At 52.2% G+C, this 381-nt stretch carries 1 protein-coding gene; it reads left to right on the top strand.

Going from position 1 to position 381, the window contains the following annotated elements; all coding sequences use genetic code 11:
* On the top strand, nt 1-192 hold a 192-nt coding region (locus LK493_RS10115), incomplete at its 5' end, for a hypothetical protein (protein WP_227790932.1).
* Nucleotides 193-381 lie beyond the last annotated feature (189 nt).

A 381-nucleotide genomic window follows, 5' to 3' on the forward strand; every position in this document is an offset into this window, starting at 1 on the left:
GCGCTGGTTCCCGGTTCCACCGGGCCGCGCGGCAAGGAGATATATTGCCAGACCGGAGGGGCCCCGGGGGCGGGAATCTGGCACTCCATATTTTGTTCACAAATGAATATGTCCCTCAGTCGCGTCCCTGAGGTTATAACTGAAGCATTGGCTTCTGATATTGGCGATGACCAGCTGTTTTATGAGTATTGAGACATCGGTCATCTCTGGAGCGCTACTTTACCCCAAAGGCATCAGCTATTTGTTTCCCATCGGTAAAAGGCGGGTTTTGTTCGCCAAGCGTTCTTATATATAGCTAGATACGGGTTCGAACCCGTGCACCGGCAACAAAAAAGACGGCCAACCGAAGTTGACCGTCTCAACAATCTTTGGGTGGGCCGT

The organism is Collinsella aerofaciens, from assembly GCF_020709435.1.
Classification (GTDB): Bacteria; Actinomycetota; Coriobacteriia; order Coriobacteriales; family Coriobacteriaceae; genus Collinsella; species Collinsella aerofaciens_AU.